Source organism: Nocardioides sp., assembly GCF_030149505.1.
GTDB lineage: Bacteria > Actinomycetota > Actinomycetes > Propionibacteriales > Nocardioidaceae > Nocardioides.
In genome coordinates, this window is sequence record NZ_JASBRN010000028.1 from 1 (window position 1) to 20451 (window position 20451).

Below are 20451 nucleotides of genomic sequence, written 5' to 3' on the forward strand. Positions count from 1 at the left end.
AGCGTGGTTGGGTCTGGCGGCCCTCTCGTGAGGAACGAGCGAGAGGGCTGGTAGCGACGAAGGGGGCGCCGTCGAGCCGGGGGTCGGGCCCGAAGGGCCCGGACGGCGTGGGCGACCCCGGAGCAACAGAGACCGACCCACCCGAGAACCCGTGCTCCACCAACCGCACCCGCGAGGGCCGCATCAGCACGGCGTCGGGGACGTCGGCGGAGGGCCGGGCGGGGAGGTCGGGACGGCAGGCGTACCCGAGGTACCCGAACCACTGGTCCCGCGGCCCCCCGGCAGCGAGCTCCGCCTCGAGCACCGCGAAGACGTCGTCGCCGACGACCTCGGCGCGGCCGCCGACGTGCCGGGTGACCTCGCGGCGGGCGGCGGAGTAGGTGAGGGAGACGTCGTCGTCCGCGAGGACGCCGAGGATGGAGCGCTGGCCGGACCAGTCGCGGGCGCCGCCGCCGTCGAGCCAGAACTTCCGCGGAGAGGGCGAGGCGAGCCACTCGGCGATGACCGGGTGCCGGGTCAGGTCCGGGGCCGCCTCAGGAGCCGGGGGGGTGCTCATCGGGCCAGGAACCTCTCCACGAGGTGCCGGCCGTGCTCGGAGAGCACCGACTCCGGGTGGAACTGCACGCCCTCGAGCGGCAGGTCGCGGTGGCGCACCGCCATGACGGCGCCGTCGTCGTCCGCGGTGGCGGTGACCTCGAGGCAGCCGGGCACGACGGTGGCGGCCAGCGAGTGGTAGCGCACGGCACGGAACCCCTGCGGCAGCCCCGCGAGCACGCCGACGTCCGTGTGGGACACCGTCGACACGCGACCGTGGGCCGGCACGGCGCGCTCGACCCTCCCGCCGTACGCCGTCACCAGGCCCTGCATGCCGAGGCAGACTCCCAGGACGGGCCGGCTGGCGTCACGGAGCACGGCGCCGCCGACCGCGAAGTCGGTGGGGACGTCGGGGTGGCCGGGACCCGGCGAGAGCACGACGTGGGTGTGGGCGAGCACCTCCTCGACCGTCGTCTCGTTGTGCTGCACGAGCGTGGGGAGCCTGCCCGTGACCGAGGCGACGAGGTGCACCAGGGACCAGGTGTAGGAATCGTGGTGGTCCACGACCACCACGTCGGGCACGGGGCCGCTGAGGACCACGCGGCCCTCAGCCCAGGAGCCGGGCGACGACCTCGTGCAGCAGGCCGTCGCCGCGCTGGGTGAGGATCGACTCGGCGTGGAACTGGATGCCCGTGTAGTGCGGGCCGCGCAGCACGTGCACGTCCCCGGTCTCCGGGTCGGCGTCCACGCTGACACCCTCGGGCAGCTCGGTGCCGGGGCCGACCCGACCGACGAAGGTGTTGTAGAAGCCGACCCGCTCGGTGCGCCCGTCGACCGAGAGCGCCGACTGGGTGCCCTGGAAGACGATGTCCTTGTAGGCCAGGGGGATCCCGAGCCGGTGGCAGAGCGCCTGGTGGCCGAGGCAGACCGCCAGGAACGGCTGCTGCCGCTCCAGCAGCGAGTCGACGGCGGCGCGCAGGGTGGCCATCTTGGGGTCGGCGTCGTCGCGGGGGTCGCCGGGTCCGGGACCGACGATGACGAGGTCGTGGCCCTCGAGGCAGCCGTCGGTGTAGTCCTCGTGCCGCACGACCGAGCTCTCCATGCCGAGCACGCCGAGGACGTGGCGCAGCATGTTCACGAAGTCGTCCTCGCCGTCGAGGATGACGACCGACCTCCCGGCCAGGCGCGGGTCGGGCTCGCTGTCGCCCTGGTCGGTCAGCCAGAACGACGAGAGCCGGCGGTTGCGGCTGTTGAGGGCGACGAGCACGTCCTCGTCATTGACGAGCTCCAGCACCTCCTCGCGCCGCGCGGGTGGGGTGGGCACGAGGCCGAAGGCGGAGAGGATGCCGCCGGCCTTGGCGTGCGTCTCGGCCACCTCGTACGCCGGGTCGGAGTCGCGCACGAGCGTGGCACCGGCCGTGACCGACAGGTTGCCGTCGAGGTCTACGTCGGCGGTGCGGATGACGATGGGGCTGTCGAGGACCGGCTCGCCCTCGGGGTCACGACCGAGCACGGCCAGCGCGGCGCCGTAGTAGCCGCGGCCGTGCGGCTCGTACTCCTTGATCAGCCGGCAGGCGTTCTCGACCGGGGAGCCGGTGACCGTGGCGGCGTACATCGTGTCGCGCAGGACCTCGCGAACGTCGCTGCGGGTGCGGCCGGCCAGGAGGTACTCCGTGTGCACGAGGTGCGACATCGGCTTGAGGAACGGCCCGAGCACCTGGCCGCCCTCGTGGCAGATGTCGCACATCATCTTGAGCTCCTCGTCGACGACCATGAAGAGCTCGTAGATCTCCTTCTCGTCGGCGAGGAAGGAGAGCAGGTCGCGCTTCAGGTCCGGCGCGGGTGCGCCGTCGGGGGCGGTGACGTGGTCGGTGCGGGGCAGCCGGAAGGTGCCGGAGATGGGGTTCATCCGCACCTCGCCGCCGTGCACGCTGACGTGCCGCTCGGGGCTGGCGCCGACGAGGTAGCGGTCGCCGGTGAAGAAGAGGAAGGTCCAGTAGGCGCCGTGCTCGCGCTCGAGCAGGCGACGGAAGACCGCCAGCGCCTTGGTGGCGTCCCAGTCGGCGACGACGGCGCGGTAGCGGCGTCCGACCACGAGGTTGGCGCCCTCGCCCTGGCCGATCTCGTCCTCGATGATCGCCTCGACGACCTTGGCGTAGGCGTCGTCGTCGATGTCGAAGCCGCCGCGGTCGGCGAGCTCGACACCGGTGTCGGGGATCGCGTCGAGCACCTCGGCGACGGAGAGCTCCAGCTCCTCGTCGACGTCGACCACCACGAGCGGGGTGCCGTCGTCGTGGGCCTCGAAGCCGCGCTCGGCGACCTGGCGGAACGGCACGGCGAGCAGCCGGTCGCAGGTGCGGCCGGGTTCCGGCGTCCCCGTCTCGAGGGGTACGTCGGTGATCGACTCCGCCACCCAGCGGCGCCCGCCGACCAGGCCGACCGTGTCCTTGCCGCCCACGCGGGTCGAGCGCCGGATCAGCGCCCAGGCCTCGTGCCGCTGCAGCGCGTCGATCGCGGCTCGGGCATCGGGGCGGGTCGTCATGGGGAGCAGCCTAGGAGCCGGGCCCTCCCCCGCGCCTCCCGGTTGCCGGCCGTGGACGCTGGCACGCCGCTGGTCGAGCTGCGAGGCGCGCCAGCACCGAGCCACGAGACCCGTGGCCGGATCGGGCTAGGCAATCGCTACTCATCGCCGGACGGGTGCCGCGCTGGTTGCCTTCTCCCCACTCCCTCATCCCCCGACCCCTGGAGATCCCATGCCTCGCCTCCGCTCCCGAGCGGTCGTCGCCGCCCTCGGCGCCGGTCTCGTCCTGCCCGCCCTCGCCACGCTGCCCTCGCAGGCGGCCATCGGCTCCGCGAGCTTCACGCTCGCCGACTGCGACGTGATCCTGAACCCTGCGGCAGAGAACCAGGTGGTCAGCAGCAACGGCACCTGGAGCACCTCGCTGACCGTCGACCACCCCTCCCCGGTCCCGGTCGAGAGCAGCCAGACCATCGGCTTCGAGCTCGGCGAGATCCCCGCCAACACCTTCCCGGAGGCCCTGGACAACGCCGGTTTCGTCGTCTACCTGGAGTTCGAGAACGGCACGGGCTTCTCCCAGAACTTCGAGACCGAGGACGTCGGCCTCGGCACCTTCGACCCCACGCAGCCGCTCGTGCTGGGCGAGACGGAGGTCGACGGCGTCACCTACTTCGACTCCGGACGCTTCCCGCTGGGGCTGAAGGGGCTCTCCGTGGCGGTCTACGGCAACGACACCGACCCGGCGGCGGAGGGGGCCTTCCGCGACTACCGCTACGAGTGCGACCGGCCCACGATCGCCATCCCGGTCGTGGAGTTCGGCGTCTTCGACCCGACCCGCGACGCCACCATCACCCTGGACACCTTCCAGGCCACGCAGGGCCAGTCGATCGGCATCGACGGTCGTGACTTCGCGGCCTTGACCACCAACGGCACCGTGACCCCGACCGTCGGCGGCGAGCCGGCCAACACCTTCCCGGTCGACGACATCGGGTTCTTCGACGGCCAGCTCGTCGTGCCGGAGTTCGCGCCCCCCGGCCAGCAGGAGGTGCGGGCGACCTACCAGGGCGAGTCCGCCACCGCGCTCATCACCATCGTCGCGAAGAAGGCCCAGCTGGTCGTCACCAAGGCGGTCAAGGCGGGCAAGACGCTGGCCGTCAACGGATCGCTCTTCAAGCCCGGCGAGAAGGTCACCCTGAAGCTGAAGAAGAAGGGCCCGGCCAAGAAGGGCACCAAGAAGGCCTTCGGCTCCAGCGTCACGGCCGACGCCAACGGCCAGATCAGCAAGGCCGTGAAGCTCAAGAAGGCGGCGAAGGGCACGTGGAAGATCACCGCCAAGGGCGCCGAGAGCGGTCGCACCGCGGCGTCCGGCTTCAAGGTCTCCTGAGGCGGGCCCGCCGGTACGGCGGGTCCCCACGTCCCCGGTGGGCGGACCGGTCGACCCGGTCCGCCCATCGGGCGAACCTCCCAGATCAGCCCATGGCTTCACCCCGGCGGGCTACTTTCGTGCCCATGAGCACGACCGGGCGCGCGGACGAGCTCCAGCGCCTGAGGGCCCACGTGCTGGAGCGGCGGGCCGTGCTCGTCGTCGGGCCGCCCGGTGCCGGGCGCACGCATGTGCTCGAAGCGCTCGCCGACCAGCTGGCCGGGAGCGGCACCGAGCACTGCCTGCTGCGCGGCTCCGACAGCGAGGCCGGCATGCCCCTGGTCCCCTTCGCGCCGCTGCTCGCGCGCTTTGGTGTCGGGCTCGCGGCCGAGGGCGGACCGGCCACGCTCGACGTTTACACGCGCCTGCCCGCGCAGGTGCGCGCGGCCGGGGTGACGGTCCTGGTCGACGACCTGCACCTGCTCACCCGGGCCTCGCAGGTGCTGCTGGCGCAGCTGGCCCGCGCCGGCGTCGCCCTGGTCGCCACCGTCCCGAGCCTGGAGATGGTCCCCCGGGCCATCAAGGACGACCTGGGCGCGCGGGGCGGCTGGGGCGCCGAGCACCTCGGTCCGCTCTCCGACGACGCGGTGCTGGCGATGGCCGCCGACCGGCTGGGTGACGAGCTGTCGGCACCCTCGGCCGCCCTCCTGCTGCGGTACGCCGGCGGCAACCCGCTCGTGGTGCGCGAGCTGCTCGCCGGTGCCGCCGGCACCACCACCACCGGCCCGGCCGGGGCCACGCTGGGCCGGTTGCGGGTGACCCCACGACTCACCGAGCTGGTCGACCAGCGGCTGGCCCACCTGGACCCGGCGGCCCGCGAGGTCGTCGAGCTGCTCGCGATCGCCGGGCCACTGCCGTTCGCAGCGCTGCCCGGCGTACCCGTCGAGTGGCTCCTGCACCACGCCCTGCTCACCCGCACCGAGCAGCCGGCCCCCGGGGCCGTCGAGCTCGTCGACGGCCTGGCGCGCGGCGTGCTCCGCGACGGGGCCGACCCGACGCGCACGACCGAGGCGCTGACCCGCGGGGTGGCGGCCGCCAGCGGGCGCGACGGCTGGGAGGACGTCGAGGTGCACCTGCGGTCCCGGCTCGACGGGCAGGTGCCGCTGGAGCGTGTGCTCGGGACCGCGGCCCGCGAGGTGGCCCGCGGGGCGACCTCGCTCGCCCTGGACCTGCTGCGCCGGGTCGAGCCCGACCACGCGGGCGTGGCGGAGCTGCGGCTGCTGCTGGGCAGCGCCCTCTCGGCCGAGGGGCGCCTGGAGGAGGCCGACTCCCACCTCGTGGCGGCCACCGCGGCGGCGGACGCCGACGACCAGCTGCTCACCCGTGCCGGCCAGGAGCTGGGGCTGCTGCTCGCGGTCCGCGCCCAGCGACCGGCCGAGGCCGTCGAGCGGGTCTCGGCGCTGGCCGCCCGGGTCGGCGACGAGGGGCTGCGCCGAGTGCTGCACGGTGACCTGGTCAAGTGGCGGCTCATGGCGGGCATGCCGCTGGAGGAGCACCCGGGCGCGCTCGCCGGCCGGGAGGCCAGCCCGGTCGGACGCGACGCCGCGGCCGTCGCCGAGGTCAACGACGCGGTCATCGGGGCGATGATCGCCTCGCTCGACGGCTCCCCCGCGGTCGCCCGCGAGCTGGTCGTCCGCGGGACGGGCGCCCTGCGTCGTACCGACGCGGTGCCGGCGTACGTCGGTGACCTGCTGCGGCTCTCGCACTACCTCGCCGACGCCTTCGACGGGCGGCTGGCGGAGGCCGAGGAGGTCGCGCACGCGCACCGACGGCGGGCGGCGACGGAGGGCGACCCCTGCCTGGGGATGTGGGAGTACGCCACGGCCGAGCTCGCCCTGCACGCGGGCCGGGTCGCCGACGCCCGGGCGCTGGCCGACCGCGCTCGGCGACACCTGGCGTGGCGCGACTTCACCGGGCTCGGTGCGGCGGCCGTCGCGCTGCGAGCGGCCGTCGCGGCGCGCGAGGGCGACCAGGCGGCCGCTGACCGGCTGGCCGCGGAGCTGCAGCCCGAGCAGGCCAGCGACGTCAAGGTCGAGCTGCACCTGGCCCGCGTGCGGGCCCAGCGGCACCTGCTGCGCGGTGACGAGACCGCGGCCGGCGACGAGCTGGCGCAGGCCGGGCTGCTCGCCGTCGAGCAGTCCCACCGCCACCTCGGTCTGATGGCGATCGACGAGGCGGTGCTCGTGCACCCCGCGAGCGCCGGCGACCGAGGGGCGCTGATCGCCGAGCACGTGCACCCCGACGCCGCCCTCGGCCCGGTGCTGCTGCGCCGCGCGCAGGCCGTCGCCGCGCAGGACCCGGTCGCCCTGTGCGAGGTCGCCGAGGACCTTGCCCGGATGGGGCTGCACGGCCGAGCCGCGTCCTGCCTCGCGACCGCGCGGGCGCTGCTGGAGCGGTCCGGACGCGCCGAGGCCGCGCGCAAGGCGCACCTGCGGCAGCTGACCGTCCTCGCCGACCACGGCGCGACGCCCTGGCCGCCCACCGACCAGCCCGCGCTGCTGTCACCGCGCGAGCTGGAGGTCGCCCGGCTCGCCGCCGCGCGCCTGCGCAGCAAGGAGATCGCCGACCGCTGCCGTCTCTCGGTGCGCACCGTCGACAACCACCTGGCGCGGGTCTACCGCAAGCTCGGCGTCACCGGCCGCGACGACCTGCCCGACGCCCTCGCCGCGCTCGGAGGCATCGTCACCGGCTCCCCCGGCCCGCTCGAGGACGCGGACGGCGTACCCACTCCCCGCGTCGCCGCCGGGAGCGACCCTGCTCCGACCACGGCCGCGGTTGAGTAGTTCTTGCCGATACCCACGCAGAGCCGTCCTCGGCACGATGGCTCCATGACTCCCTCCTGCCTCCGCACCCGCCGCGCGCTCGCGGCCGCTGCCGCCCTCCCCCTGCTCCTGCTCACCGCCTCCGCCTGTGGAGACGACGCCTCCGACGCCGCGGACGCCCTCGACTCCGCCTCCGAGGCCCTGGACTCCGCCTCCGAGGCGGCCGAGGGTGCCCTGGAGACGGGCGAGGAGGAGATCGACGCCGCCCTCGAGGACCTCGACGCCATGTCCGACGAGAGCGTCCTGGACGCGGTCGGGGAGTCGGTGACCTCGGTGGTCCAGAATGCGACCGGCTACGAGGTCGACGGCGAGGTGCTGTACGTCGACGTCGAGGGCGAGCCCGCCGAGGCCCTCGGCACGTGCCAGATCGTCCTCGGCGCGGCCAGCGCGCTCGCCGACAACCCCCAGGTCGTGCTCCGGTACGACGGCGAGGAGGTCGACTGCTCGGAGTTCCTCTGAGCAGTCCAGCCGACCGCCGGCCACCGTCTGAGCTCGCCGGACGAGGGCCTGGCCGGGCCCCTCAGCCACCGGAGGGCAGGGACCCGGACGGTTCGTCGTGGTGACTGTCCGCCGCCGGGTCATCAGGTCTCGACGACGACTCGGCATCGAGAGGGCGCAGGCGCGCCTTCTCGGCCCCGCGGCTGGCTCTCGTCTCCTGCTCGACCATTCAGCGTGGCTGGTTGGCCTCGTGGCTCGCCTCGCGCGCACCTCGCCACCGGGACGGTTCGCATGCGCCTCGACCACCGGGGCGGTTCGTCGACAGTTCGGTCAGCGATGAGGCCGGGGGGCGTGCTGGCAGCCCGGCCACGGGGTGGTGGTCGGGCTGCGAGCGGTCTCGGCTGGTCAGGCCGTGAGTGGGGTGGTGCCGTCGGGGTGGACGAGGTACTGCTGGCCGTGGGGGCTGGTCCAGAGCCAGTGGCCTGGTCTGAGTCCGGTGACTCGCCAGGGTCTCCCTGCTGGTGAGGGGTGGGTCTTGGCGCGGTGGTCGTGGCGGCAGAGGGGCGCGAGGTTGTCTGTCGATGTCTGGTCGAGTGGGCCGGTGTCGGAGTACTCGACGGTGTGGTCGAGGTCGGCGGACTCGGCTGGCCGGTTGCAGTGGGGGAACGAGCAGGTGGTGCGGGTCAGTCTGACCCGTGCGGCGATGCGGTCGGGGACCTCGTAGCTGCTGACGGCGACGGTGTCGTGGAGGTCGATGACGGGCTTGACGATGACCTGGGTGCCGGGGGTGCCGCACCAGTCCCTGACTGCGTCGGCGGTGAGGAGCTGGCGGTGGTTCTCGACCCGCGCCAGGTTGAGTCCGAGCTTGCCGGTGACCGGGTCGACCTGGGGGGCACCGGTGAGGGCCGCGTCGCTGAGGTGGACGGTGAGGACCACGGTGCGGCGGGGAGTCCGGCGGGTATCGGGACGGGTGCCGGGGCCTGTGGGCGTGTCGGTTGCGCGGTCTCGACGACGGCTCGCCGAGGGCTCGCCTGCTCGACCATCCTGCGGCGCTCGACCATCCTCCTCCGGGAGGAGTTCTTGGCCGCGGGCGAGGTAGCCGAGGGCTTTGGCGCGGCGGATGGCGAGGGTGTCGGTGGAGCCGTCGAGGAGCAGCTGGTGGGCGATCTGTCGGATCGCCTGCTCGAGGTCCTCGGCGTCGGCGCGGTCGAGGAGTCCGTCGGCGGTGACGGCGGAGGCGGCACCGACGGAGGTGGCGGGGGATGCGAGGTCGAGGTCGAAGAACAGGTTGGCGCGGGTGTCGCACTCGGCGACCTCGACCGACTCCGGGTCGAACCGGGCGGTGGCTTCGAGGACGAGGCGGGCCACGACGACGGGTCCGGCGGTGTGGATGACGTGGGCGATCTGGGCGTCCACGAACGCCACAGCCTCGGCGGAGAGGCCGCGGGTGGCCTGAGCGAGGCGACGGACCCGCCACGCGGTGACCTGGCCTGCGACGAGGCGGGCCCAGACCTTGGGGAGGCGGTGCTTGGCCTCGACGGCGTCCCCGACCAGGAGGCGCCCGGACTCGCGGGTGCGGCCGAGGGCGACCGACAGCTCGGTGACGGCGAAGTCGGAGACCTCGGGTGCACCCGCGCCGGCAAGCTCCAGCATCGTGTCCGCGCCGGGCATCCCGAACCGAGCCATCCACGCCGCCGCGGCGGCGTCGTAGGCGTCCTCGTCGGGGTGGGAGTAGGTGCCGTACAGGTCCGGCATCAACGCACCCGTGGTGTGCGCATCGGCCCACTCAGCCACCCCGATCAGCAGCTCCCGTGCGGCGTCGTCCTCGCGCTGCTTGGCGGCGCGGATCGCGTCGAGCACGGGGGCGGTAGACATGGTGAAAGTATAGTCGAACACTCGTTCGAGGAACAGTGTTTCCCCAGGTCAGATCCACTTTTCGGCGAGATCGCGGGCGTCGATCGAAGCCCGACCGAAGCGAGCACCCCAGCGCAGGGCGACCGTCGAGGCAAGCGCAACCAAGAAGCCCAGCTGGCACCCACGGCGACCACACTTCTCCGTCAATCAGGACCTGCTGCCGCGCGAACGCGCCACGACCCACCAACGGCGACCCAGGGAGCAACCACAGGAGACAGCAGGCAGCCCGGCGTACGCGGTCTCGACGACGGCTCGCCTAGCGGCTCGCCTGCTCGACCATCGAGTGAAGCGCGGCCTCGACGACGGCTCGACCGGCAGTGGGGGTCAGGACACGGTCGTGAGCAGCTGCGTGGCCCGGGTGAGCACGACGTAGAGCGTGGCGCGGCCGGTCTGCGACTCGTCCTCGATCTCCTGGGGCCGCACGACGACGATCGCGTCGAACTCCAGGCCCTTGGTGTCGAGACCGGTCAGCACGACGACGCGGTCGTCCCCGGACGGGGTGACCGAGGAGTCGACGGCCGCGCGCGCACCGGAGGCGTGCTCCGCGTGCTCGGGCCAGGAGGCCAGCCAGGCGTTGACCTCGGAGCGGCGGGCCGAGGGCACGACGATGCCGACCGTGCCGGCGACCTTCTCGACGACGTCGCCGACGGCGGCGCGCACGGCGGCCTCCAGGTCGGGTGCATCGACCACCTCGACCGGCTCGACACCGGTGGACCGGACCGCCGTCGGGAGGTCTGCGTCGAGGCCGACGCGCTGGGCGTAGGCGGCGGCGAAGGCGTAGATCTCCGAGGAGTTGCGGTAGTTGGTCGAGAGGTGGAACTCGTGGACCGGCTTGCCCTCGAGCGCCTCGGCCCGGGCGGCAGCCGACTCGGCCGGCACGGGCCAGGAGGACTGGGCGGGGTCGCCGACGATGGTCCAGGTCGCGGTCCGTCCGCGGCGCCCGACCATCCGCCACTGCATCGGCGTCAGGTCCTGGGCCTCGTCCACGAGCACGTGGGCGTAGGGGTCGTCGTCGATCCGGTGGGTCGGCGGCTGCCAGGCGCGGCCGGTCGAGAACTCGCGGTCGGCCGCGGTCATCAGCTCCGCCATGCTGTGGCCGCCCTCGAGCAGCCCGGTGTCGTCCAGCGAGGTCTCGTCGTCGGTGCGCTGGGGCACGTCGCCGACGGCGTACCGCAGCTCGTCGAGGAGGGGGACGTCCTGGACCGAGAGGTCGGAGGCGCCGGACCACGACTTCGCGAGCAGCCGCTGCTCCTCGGCGGTGAGCAGCCCCTCGGCGACCCGGGCGAGCAGCTCGGGGTCGCGCAGCCAGTCCAGCACCACGCGGGCCTCCAGCGGCGGCCACCAGTCGGCGACGAACTGCAGGAACCGGGTGTCGCCGAGCAGGTCCTCGTTGAACTTCTCGCGGCCGCGCTCGCGCCCGCGCTCGCTGCGCACCTGGCGCCAGAGGACGTCGAGCAGCGCCTGGGGCACCCGAGGCAGCTGGCGGTTGCGGCGGCCCTGGGACATGAGCGAGCGCCGCACCTTGCCGAGGTTGCCGCGGTCGAGGGTCAGCACGTCGTCGTACCAGAAGAGCCGGAAGGAGGTCGGGCTGCCGGGCGCCTGCTGGCGCGCCGCGCGGCGCAGCACCTCGGCCATCCGCACCGAACCCTTCACGTCGGCGACCGCGGGCTCGTCCTGCCGGGTCGCGCGGACCCCGTCCACGACCTCGCCGAGCGAGCGCAGCGCCACGGCGGTCTCGCCCAGGGAGGGCAGCACCCGCTCGATGTAGCGCATGAAGACGCCGCTGGGTCCGACGACGAGCACGCCGCCGGACTCGTAGCGCCGCCGGTCGTTGTAGAGCAGGTACGCCGCGCGGTGCAGCGCCACGACGGTCTTGCCGACCCCGGGGCCGCCGGAGATGGTCACCACGCCCTTGGCGGGTGCGCGGATCGCCTTGTCCTGCTCGGCCTGGATGGTGGCGACGATCGAGTGCATCGTGCGGTCGCGGGCCCGGGAGAGCTGCGCCATCAGCGCGCCCTCGCCGACGACCGGCAGGTCGAGGTCGTGGGCCTCGAGCGCGTCGGCGTCGAGCAGCTCGTCCTCGACCCCGACGACCTTCGGCCCGGTGCAGCGCAGCACCCGCCGGCGCACGACGCCGTGGGGCTCGGCCGCGGTGGCCTGGTAGAACACCGCGGCGGCCGGGGCGCGCCAGTCGATGAGGAGGCTGTCGCGGTCGGCGTTGCGCAGCCCGATCCGCCCGACGTACCTCGGCTCGGGGTCCAGGTCGGGGGTCAGGTCGAGGCGGCCGAAGACCAGCCCCTCGTGGGCGGCGTCGAGCTGGGCGATCCGCTTGGCGGCCTGGAAGACCATCGCGTCGCGCTCGACCAGCCCACCCTCGTGACCCAGCCGGGCGCGGTCGTGACCCTCCCGGGCCAACCGCTGGGCTGCCTCCGCAGAGGCGCCGAGCTGCACGTACACCGCGTCGACGTACTCCTGCTCCCGCGCGATCTCCGTTGCCGCGAGGTCCTCGCTCACCGCGTCCGCTCCCCTTGTCGACAGCCCAGGTCCGCCGGTGGCACCGGCGGACGACCGACCCCGGCCTGAGCCGGGGCAAGCACCCGACTTTACCCGTACGTCGCCGGCGGTCCGCACCGATTCCCACGGGCTGTCGCGGCGAGTGCTGTGGGGCTGCTCACGCACGGCTCGGCAGGCGCATCGGCATCCGTCCGGCCCCGGTCCGGCACCCGTCGCCGAAGCGGTGGTCCAGGGGTGACGTCGGTACGCTCGCCCCCCGTGAGCCCGTCCCTGTCGCCGCCGCGGTTGCACCGCTCGGTGCCGGCCGTCGCCGTGCTGCTGGCGATCGTGACGACCCTCGCGCTGGCCGCATCGACGATGAGCCGCCCGGCCCCGGCCGGCGAGCCGCTGGCCGTGAGCGCCACCGCGCAGGCCCCGGTCACCGCCCCCGCCGACGAGCGCCCCAACATCGTCCTGTTCTCCACCGACGACCAGCGCCTCGACGAGATGGTCTTCCTGCCGAAGACCAACGAGCTCCTCGGCGAGCAGGGGCTGACCTTCACCGAGGCGATCACCCCGCACCCGTTGTGCTGCCCGGCGCGCGCCGAGATCATGACCGGCCAGCTCGCGCAGAACAACGGCGTCCGCACCAACTTCCCGCCGCAGGGCGGCTACGCCTCGTTCGACAACTCCTCGACCATCGGGACCGACCTGTCGGCCGCGGGCTACAACACCGCGTTCCTCGGCAAGATGCTCAACGGCTACAACCTCGACTACGGCCGCGACCCCGGCTGGACGCTCTTCAACGCCACCAGCCACGGGTACGCCGACTACTACAAGTTCGTGCAGTACGACAACGGCTCGATCGAGCGGGTGCCGGGCTACTACACCGACTACCTGTCCCAGAAGGCCGTCGAGTACGCCCACCAGCTCAGCGGCTACGACGCACCGTTCTTCATGTGGGTCAGCCACTTCGCCCCCCACCCCTCGAAGGGTCGGGAGGGCTGTGACGACCCGTCGTGCAAGAACGGGCCGCCGAAGATGTCGCCGGGCTACCGCGCCCTGTCCCGGCTGGCCGGGCGCGCACCCCACGAGGTGCTGGCCCAGCAGCTGGCCCGGGAGGTCACGCAGAAGCCGTCCTTCAACGAGCGCGACGTCTCCGACAAGCAGCGCCTCATCCGCAGGCAGAGGATGTCGAGCAGCGAGAAGGTCGTGCGGCTGCAGCAGGCCCGCGGCGCCGCGCTCGCCTCGGTCGACGACGCCCTCGCCCGGCTGGTGCTGCAGCTGGAGCTGGACGGCGAGCTGGACAACACCTACATCGTCTTCGTGACCGACAACGGCTACCAGCTCGGGGAGCACCGCTGGTTCGGCAAGACGCTGCCCTACGAAGAGAACCTCCGCACCCCGATGCTCGTGCGCGGGCCGGGCGTCCCGGCGGGCACCACGACCGACTCCATCGCCACGATCGTCGACCTGGCGCCGACCTTCCTCGACATCGCCGACGCGCAGACCGACCGGGTCCTCGACGGGGTCTCGCTGCTGCCGACCTGGCGCGGGGAGACCGAGGAGCCCCTGCACCCGGGCGGCGTGCTGATCCAGGGCGGTGCCTACAAGCCCGAGACGGGACCGCGGGGCTGGCTCTACCGCGGCGTCCGGACGGCGCGCTACACCTACGTCCGCTACCACGACGGGTTCGTCGAGCTCTACGACCGCGAGCGCGACCCCTACCAGCTGCGCTCGGTCGCCGACGAGCCCGAGTACGCCCCGCTGCGGGCGGAGCTGGCGCGTCGCACCCGGCTGCTGCAGGACTGCGCGGGTCCCGCCGACTGCAACCGCACCTTCGGCCCGCTGCCGCACCCCAGCGACTGACCCCCGGGCCGACCGGCGCGGTTCGCATCACGGTCGCGGGCGGCGTACGACGAGGCGCGAGCGGGTAGGAGGGCGCTGCCCCTTCGTCCCCGACCCGGGAGCCCCGTGCTGTCCACGAACGACCATCCCGCCCTCCGTCGTCGAGCCGTGGTGGTCATGACCGTGCTCGCGCTGACCGTCGGTCTCTTGTGGGTCGTCTACCCGCGCCTCGGGGTCCCTGCCACCTCGCGCGAGCCGATGCTCGACTCACCCGCCGTGGCCCCGGTGACCGCCCCGCAGGACGAGCGACCCAACATCGTGCTCATCAGCAGCGACGACCAGCGCCTGGACGAGATGCGCTTCCTGCCCCAGGTCACCGAGCTGATCGGCGAGCAGGGCCTCACCTTCGACGAGGCGATCACACCGCACCCGCTGTGCTGCCCCGCGCGCGCTGAGCTGATGACCGGGCAGTTCGCCCAGAACAACGGCGTCCGCACCAACTTCCCGCCGCAGGGCGGCTACGAGAGTTTCGACGCCGCCGGACACGTCGGCGTCTACCTCAGCAACGCCGGCTACAACACCGCCTTCCTCGGCAAGCACCTCAACGGCTACAGCAAGAACGCCCAGCGGGACCCCGGGTGGACGCACTTCAACGCCACCAGCCACGGGCACGCGGACTACGTGCGGTTCAAGCAGTGGAACGAGGACGGGATCGAGGACATCAAGGGCCACTACACCGACTACCTGGCCCGCGAGGCGGTCGACGACGTCCGCACGCTGAGCGGGTACGACGCCCCCTTCTTCCTCTGGGTCAGCCACTTCGCCCCCCACCCCGCCCGCCGGCGCGACACGTGCGGCCAGAGCACCTGCGGCAAGGAGCCGCCGCGGCTCTCCCCGCGCTACCAGCGGATGCAGCAGGCCACCGGCGAGCTCCCGCAGGAGGCCGAGATCCAGGAGATGACCCGCGAGGTCCTCTCCAACCCCGCCTTCAACGAGGCCGACGTCTCCGACAAGCAGAACCTCGTCCGCCGCCAGGGGACGGTGTCGCGGCAGGACGTCCGCGAGGCCATCCGCGGCCGCGCGGGCGCCCTGGCCTCGCTCGACGACGCCGTGGTCGACCTGGTCACCGAGCTCGACCGGCTGGGCGAGCTCGACAACACCTACCTGGTCTTCGTCACCGACAACGGCTTCCAGCTCGGCGAGCACCGCTGGTTCGGCAAGACGCTGCCCTACGAGGAGAACCTCCGCACCCCGATGCTGGTCCGCGGCCCGGGCATCGAGGCGGGCACGCGCAGTGACGCCCCCGCGACGCTGGTCGACCTGGTGCCGACCTTCCTCGACATCGCCGGCGCCGAGGAGCGCTCCAACCGCCCGGTCGACGGCACCAGCCTGCTGCCCCTGTGGCGCGGCGAGGACGTCGGCCCGCTGCACCCCGGCGGCGTGCTCATCCAGGGCGGCCCACAGAAGTCGGAGACGGGCCTGACGGGGTGGCTCTACCGCGGCGTGCGGACCGAGCGCTACACCTACGCCCGCTTCCACGACGGCTTCGTGGAGCTCTACGACCGCGAGCGCGACCCGCACCAGGTCGAATCCGTGGCCGGTGACCCGGCGTACGCCGAGGTGGAGGCCGAGCTCGCGCGGCGCACCGACCTGCTGTCCGGCTGCTCGGGCCCGCTGGAGTGCAGCCCCGACCTCGGCCCGGTCCCGGAGCCAGCCGACGAGTCGGGCGGCGACCGCCCGTGAGCCACGGCACCCACCGCGCCGGGCCCCAGGACGGGGGCGGTTTCCGCACCGACATCCCGGGCCTGCGCGCCATCGCCGTGGCCCTGGTGGTGGTCGGCCACGCCGGCTGGCTCCCGGGCGGGTACGTCGGCGTCGACGTCTTCTTCGTCGTCTCCGGCTTCCTCATCACCGGGCTGCTGCTGAAGGAGGCCGAGCGCACCGGCCGGGTCTCCATCACCGACTTCTACGCCCGCCGGGCCCGGCGGATCCTGCCTGCTGCGACCCTCGTCGCCCTGGCGACGCTGGCACTCGGCACCGTGGTCTACGGCGAGGTCCGGGCCGCGGAGTCGGTGCGCGACGCCGCCTGGGCCGCGGTCTTCGCGATCAACTGGTCGCTGGCCGCCGACGGGGCCGACTACTTCGCGGGCGGTGCCGACGCCTCGCCGTTCCAGCACTACTGGTCGCTGGCGGTCGAGGAGCAGTTCTACGTCGTGTGGCCGCTGCTGGTGCTGGCGGTGGCCGTCCTGCTCGTGCGCCGCGGCCGGGCGGCCGCGCTGCGCCCGGTCCTCGCCGTGGTGGTGACCGCCACGATCGCCGCCTCGCTGGCCTGGTCGGTGCAGCGCACCGCGCTGGAGCCGGGGGCGGCGTACTTCTCCACCGCGACGCGGGCGTGGGAACTGGCCGTCGGCGCCGGGCTGGCGCTGCTGGTGCCGCTGCTGCTGCGGCTGCCCGCCGTGCTCCGCGCGCTGCTCGCGCTCGGCGGCCTGGTCGGTCTGGCCGTCGCCGGCGTGGTCATCGACGAGACCAGCGCGTTCCCGGGCGCGCTCGCCCTGCTCCCGGTCCTCTCGACCGCGGCCCTGCTCGCCGCCGGCACCGGGGCCGAGGTCCCCCTGGTCGGCCGGGCGCTCGCGGCCGCCCCCGTGCAGTGGCTCGGCGACCGCTCCTACGTCCTCTACCTCTGGCACTGGCCGGCGCTGGTGCTGCTCGAGGCGCACCTGGGCACCGAGCCGTCGCCGCTGCAGGTCCTGGGCGCTGTGGCCGCGGCGGTGGTGGCCGCCGAGGCCACCCATCGACTGGTCGAGGCCCCCCTCCACACCGGCCGCCTGCGTCCCTCCCGCCCCCTGAGCCTGGCGCTCTGGCCGGCGTCGGTGGCCGTGTTGGTCAGCAGCGTCGTGGCGCTCGAGCAGCGCTCCGACCTCGACCGCGACGTCGGCTACTTCGCCGAGGTGGCCCGCAAGCAACGGTCCGGCGGGGCGTACCCCCAGGCCACGCGCGACCCCGGGCGCGACGTCCGTGTGGCGCTCGCGCGAGCGGACCGGCCGGTGCCCGACGAGCTGGAGCCGCCGCTCTCACAGCTGCGCGCGGACACCTTCCACCGCACGACGCCCGGACGCTGCTACGCCCGGGACGCCGGCACGACGACCCACGACGTGTGCACCATCGGCGACCGGCGCGGGGACGTCGACGTCGTGGTGCTCGGGGACTCCCACGCCGGCATGCTGCTGCCCGGTCTGGACAGCATCGGTCGCGACCGCGGCTGGAAGATCCGGCACCTGGTCAAGACCGGGTGCCCGACGGCCTGGACCCGCTCCGGCTCCAGCCCGGACTGCGACGAGTGGCGCGCCTGGGCCATGGACCGGATCGCCGAGCTCGAGCCCGACGTCGCCATCGTCTCCACCATGGCCGAGGACGACCACGGGGCGCGGTGGTACGCCGGCATGGAGCGGACCCTGACCATGCTGCAGTCCCGCGCCGAGGACGTCGTGCTCGTCGGCGAGACCCCGTGGGTGCCGCAGGACGTCGACCTGGTCGCCTGCCTGGAGGCCGACGGGGCCCGGGTCTCCGACTGCACCGTGGACCTGGACCCCGAGACGATCGAGATCACCGAGGCCGAGCGCCGGCTGACCGACGAGCTCGGGGTCGGCTTCGTCGACCCCACCCCCTGGCTGTGCCGGGACGGTCGGTGCCCGGTCGTCATCGACGACCAGGTCGTCTACTACTTCCGCGGCCACCTCACCGTCACCTTCGTCCACCGCCTGGCACGGGTGCTCGGCGACGCGCTCGCGGCGGAGGTCTCGCGCCGCTTCCGGTGACACCGCCGCCCCGTCGGGCGGGGGCTGCGGCAGGATGCGGGCCATGAGTGACGAGCAGGCCCAGCAGGAGAGCCAGCAGGACGCCCGGCCCCGGGTCGGGTACGACGTCAGCGACGCCGTCGCGACCATCACCCTCGACTCCCCGCACAACCGCAACGCGCTCTCACGGGCGCTGGTGACCGGGCTCTTCGAGGCGCTCGAAAGGGCCGCGGCCGACGACGCGGCCAGGGTGGTCGTCATCGCGGCCACCGGGTCGGTCTTCTGCTCCGGCGCGGACCTCTCCGAGGCCGCGAGCGGCTCGATGGAGCAGGGTGCCCTCGAGATCGTGCGGCTGCAGCGCGCCATCCTGACCCACCCCAAGCCGGTCGTCTGCCGCCTGCAGGGGCCGGTCCGCGCGGGCGGCACCGGCATCGTCGCCGCAGCCGACGTCGTGGTCGCGGCCGAGCGCGCGACCTTCGCCCTCACCGAGGTCAAGCTGGGCCTGGCCCCGGCCGCGATCTCGCTGACGGTCTTCCAGCGGATGACCCAGCGCGGTGCGGCCCTGACCGCCCTGGGCGGCGAGGTGTTCTCCGCCCAGGAGGCCCTCGAGCACGGGCTCGTGACCCGCGTCGTCGCCGACGAGCAGCTCGACGCCGCGGTCGCGGAGGTCACGACCTCGCTGGCCACCGGCGCGCCCCAAGGCCTGCGCGAGACCAAGCGGCTGCTCACCGCTCCCCTGGTCGCGCACCTCGACGCCCACGGCGCCGACGTCGCCGCGCTCTCGGCCCGGCTCTTCGGCAGCGAGGAGGCCAAGGAGGCCATGACGGCCTTCCTGTCCCGCAGGCGCTGACGGCGGGGCCTCCGGGGCGTCGGGATCCCCGGATATCAGGCTCTTCTGGCACTTGTCAGGCGTTGCAACCCTCCCGAAGAGCAGGAAGAGCCTGATATCCGGGGATCCCTGCACCCACCCACCCGTCCGCACGTGACCCGCCCCACCCCGGCCAAGCGCGCAGGCCCTCCGCTCCGAACACCCCTCATGAGCCCCACCCTGCGCGGACGCCTGACCTGGGCCGGCTTCGGCCTGCTCTCCACCCTGACCGGCACCGCCGCCGGGCACTTCGTCGCCTCCCTCGACGACGTCGACACCTCCCCGGTCCTCGCGGTCGGCTCGGCGGTCATCGACCTGACCCCGACGCCGGTCAAGGAGTGGGCGATCGCCCAGTTCGGCACCGCGGACAAGCCGATCCTCATCGGCAGCGTGATGGCCGGCGTGCTGGTGCTGGCCGCGGTCGCAGGCCTGGTCGCCCGCCGCCGTCTGGCCCTCGGTGCGGCCATCGAGGCCGTCCTGGTCGCTGTCGCCGGCACAGCCGTGATGACGCAGCCGCGCTCCGAGGTGCTCGACCTCGTCCCCACCCTCGCCACCGCCGTGGTCGGGATCGGCTCGCTGCTCCTGCTCGCCCGGATCCACGCCCGGTCCGCGCACGGCGCGGACGGCACGGTCGGCACCGCCAGCACCGACGGGGCCGACACCCCGGCCGCCACAGGCCCCGAGCAGTCGAGCGCGAAGCGTCGTACGGTCCTCGTCGCCGCAGGCGTCCTCGCGGTCGCCGCGACCGCCTTGGCCAGCGCGGGCCAGCTGATCCGCAGCATCCGGGCGCGGCCCGAGGACGTCACGCTCCCCGCGCCCACCGACCCGGCCGGCTCCTTCCCGCAGGGCCTGGAGAGCCAGGTCGACGGGATCACCCCGCTGCGGATCGCCAACGAGGACTTCTACCGCGTCGACACCCGGCTCGACACGCCCGTCGTGGACCTGGAGAGCTGGACGCTCACGATCGACGGCGACGTCGAGCGCGAGGTCGTGCTGACCTTCGACGACCTGCTGGAGATGGACCTCATCGAGCGCGACATCACGCTGACCTGCGTCTCCAACTCCGTGGGCGGCGAGTTCGTCGGCGGCGCGCGCTGGCTGGGTGTGCGGCTGACCGACATCCTCGACCTGGCGGGCGTCGGACCGGACGCCGACCAGATCTTCTCCACCGACTTCGACGGCATGACGATCTCCACGCCGCTCGACCTGGCCACCGACGGCCGGGACGCGATGATCGCCATCGGCATGAACGGCGAGGCACTGCCGCGCGCGAACGGCTTCCCCGCCCGGATGATCGTCCCCGGGCTCTACGGCTTCATCAGCGCGACCAAGTGGATCACCCGCATCACGCTGACGACGTACGCCGAGAAGGAGGCGTACTGGACCGAGCGGGACTGGGCCACCGACGCCCCCATCAAGATCTCCACCCGCATCGACACCATCAGCGCGCTCGACCAGCTCGACGCCGGCGAGGTGCTCGTGGGCGGCGTCGCGTGGGCCCAGCAGCGCGGTGGCGTGGCCACGGTGCAGGTCCAGATCGACGGCGGGGCCTGGGAGGACGCCGAGATGGGTCCCGACGTCGGCAACGACTACTGGCGCCAGTGGTTCTACCGCTGGGACGCCCGACCGGGCTCCCACAACGTCGCTGCGCGCGCCATCAGCGGCGACGGCGAGACCCAGACCGCGGTGCGTGCCGTGCCGTTCCCGGAGGGCTCCTCGGGCATCCAGTCCCTCCAGGTCACCGTTTCGTGACCTGTCTCACCCATCCGGATACCCCACAGCCCCGAACCACTCCCCGA

General features: G+C 73.5%; 12 protein-coding genes and 1 pseudogene. 8 read left to right on the top strand and 5 right to left on the bottom strand.

The genetic code is table 11. From position 1 onward, the window contains the following. The 3 genes and pseudogenes from Q1V71_RS05580 to Q1V71_RS05590 form a co-directional block, all read right to left on the bottom strand. Positions 1–556, bottom strand: a pseudogene (locus Q1V71_RS05580) (hypothetical protein); the annotation flags it as partial. Beyond that, positions 553–1098: an aminodeoxychorismate/anthranilate synthase component II gene (locus Q1V71_RS05585; protein WP_300641540.1), complete on the bottom strand. Its 546-nt coding sequence runs from the start codon at positions 1096–1098 to the stop codon at positions 553–555. The gene Q1V71_RS05585 and the pseudogene Q1V71_RS05580, both read right to left, overlap by 4 nt. Before the next feature lie 43 nt (positions 1099–1141). After that, on the bottom strand, positions 1142–3076 hold the full coding sequence (locus Q1V71_RS05590; RefSeq protein ID WP_300641542.1) for an anthranilate synthase family protein: 1935 nt from the start codon (positions 3074–3076) through the stop codon (positions 1142–1144). Positions 3077–3287: 211 nt separating this feature from the next. On the opposite strand from Q1V71_RS05590, the gene Q1V71_RS05595 reads away from it, so the two are divergent. The 3 genes from Q1V71_RS05595 to Q1V71_RS05605 all read left to right on the top strand — a co-directional run bounded on the left by Q1V71_RS05595 (position 3288) and on the right by Q1V71_RS05605 (position 7756). Next, a complete protein-coding gene (locus Q1V71_RS05595; RefSeq protein WP_300641544.1) occupies positions 3288–4436 on the top strand; it encodes a hypothetical protein in 1149 nt (382 codons plus the stop codon). Between the two features lie 125 nt (positions 4437–4561). Next, positions 4562–7258 (top strand): LuxR C-terminal-related transcriptional regulator, encoded by a 2697-nt coding sequence (locus tag Q1V71_RS05600; RefSeq protein WP_300641546.1) that lies wholly within the window; start codon positions 4562–4564, stop codon positions 7256–7258. A 45-nt stretch (positions 7259–7303) separates the two neighbouring features. Then, positions 7304–7756, top strand: coding sequence for a hypothetical protein (locus Q1V71_RS05605; RefSeq protein ID WP_300641548.1), 453 nt, complete (start codon positions 7304–7306; stop codon positions 7754–7756). A 384-nt stretch (positions 7757–8140) separates the two neighbouring features. On the opposite strand, the gene Q1V71_RS05610 is transcribed toward Q1V71_RS05605, so the two are convergent. After that, on the bottom strand, positions 8141–9610 hold the full coding sequence (locus Q1V71_RS05610; protein ID WP_300641550.1) for an HNH endonuclease signature motif containing protein: 1470 nt from the start codon (positions 9608–9610) through the stop codon (positions 8141–8143). 363 nt (positions 9611–9973) lie between these two features. Further along, positions 9974–12163 (bottom strand): UvrD-helicase domain-containing protein, encoded by a 2190-nt coding sequence (locus tag Q1V71_RS05615; protein WP_300641552.1) that lies wholly within the window; start codon positions 12161–12163, stop codon positions 9974–9976. A 258-nt stretch (positions 12164–12421) separates the two neighbouring features. Here Q1V71_RS05615 and Q1V71_RS05620 point away from each other — a divergent pair, with 258 nt between their 5' ends. The 5 genes from Q1V71_RS05620 (at position 12422) to Q1V71_RS05640 (ending at position 20404) form a co-directional block, all read left to right on the top strand. Then, the gene (locus Q1V71_RS05620) at positions 12422–14011 is read left to right on the top strand and encodes a sulfatase (protein ID WP_300641554.1); all 1590 of its coding nucleotides are present in this window, start codon (positions 12422–12424) and stop codon (positions 14009–14011) included. Between the two features lie 156 nt (positions 14012–14167). Next, positions 14168–15733 carry a sulfatase gene (locus tag Q1V71_RS05625; RefSeq protein ID WP_300641556.1) on the top strand — a complete coding sequence of 522 codons (1566 nt, stop codon included), beginning with the start codon at positions 14168–14170 and terminating at the stop codon, positions 15731–15733. Next, positions 15730–17805, top strand: a complete 2076-nt coding sequence (locus tag Q1V71_RS05630; protein ID WP_300641558.1) for an acyltransferase family protein — start codon at positions 15730–15732, stop codon at positions 17803–17805. The genes Q1V71_RS05625 and Q1V71_RS05630 overlap by 4 nt, the downstream gene beginning before the upstream one ends. A gap of 43 nt (positions 17806–17848) precedes the next feature. Beyond that, positions 17849–18634: an enoyl-CoA hydratase-related protein gene (locus Q1V71_RS05635; protein ID WP_300641560.1), complete on the top strand. Its 786-nt coding sequence runs from the start codon at positions 17849–17851 to the stop codon at positions 18632–18634. A 186-nt stretch (positions 18635–18820) separates the two neighbouring features. Then, positions 18821–20404 carry a molybdopterin-dependent oxidoreductase gene (locus Q1V71_RS05640; protein ID WP_300641562.1) on the top strand — a complete coding sequence of 528 codons (1584 nt, stop codon included), beginning with the start codon at positions 18821–18823 and terminating at the stop codon, positions 20402–20404. Positions 20405–20451: the final 47 nt, after the last annotated feature.